The sequence below is a fragment of the Marinobacterium sedimentorum genome (assembly GCF_024267675.1).
Classification (GTDB): domain Bacteria; phylum Pseudomonadota; class Gammaproteobacteria; order Pseudomonadales; family Balneatricaceae; genus Marinobacterium_A; species Marinobacterium_A sedimentorum.
This window is the reverse complement of the sequence record NZ_JALDYX010000189.1, coordinates 1-220: the sequence shown is the minus strand read 5'-3', so window position 1 is coordinate 220 and position 220 is coordinate 1. Positions and strand designations below refer to the sequence as shown.

The 220-nt window shown below is 51.4% G+C and carries 1 protein-coding gene; it reads right to left on the bottom strand.

Annotation, left to right across the window (positions count from 1 at the left end; all coding sequences use genetic code 11):
• Window positions 1–220 (bottom strand): hypothetical protein (locus tag MRS74_RS23800; protein ID WP_254582754.1); only part of this gene is annotated, 220 nt, incomplete at both ends.

Genomic DNA, 220 nt, shown 5'->3' with positions numbered 1-220 from the left:
GCTGGAAATGCCTTGGTCGTTCTGCGTAAAGTGAGCGATCCGGTTAAGGCTATTTGTCGTCGACTGCCCGCGCCATTTCATGTTGTTCGACGTAAAGCGAATGCAGTAGCTTTCGTTGTGCTTTGTGGTCGGATTGTAATGGGCCAAGATGTCCGGCCCAACATTCACCGAGTGGTTGTAGGGAATAATGGATACGGATGTGATGCCCAGGTTCGGGTCA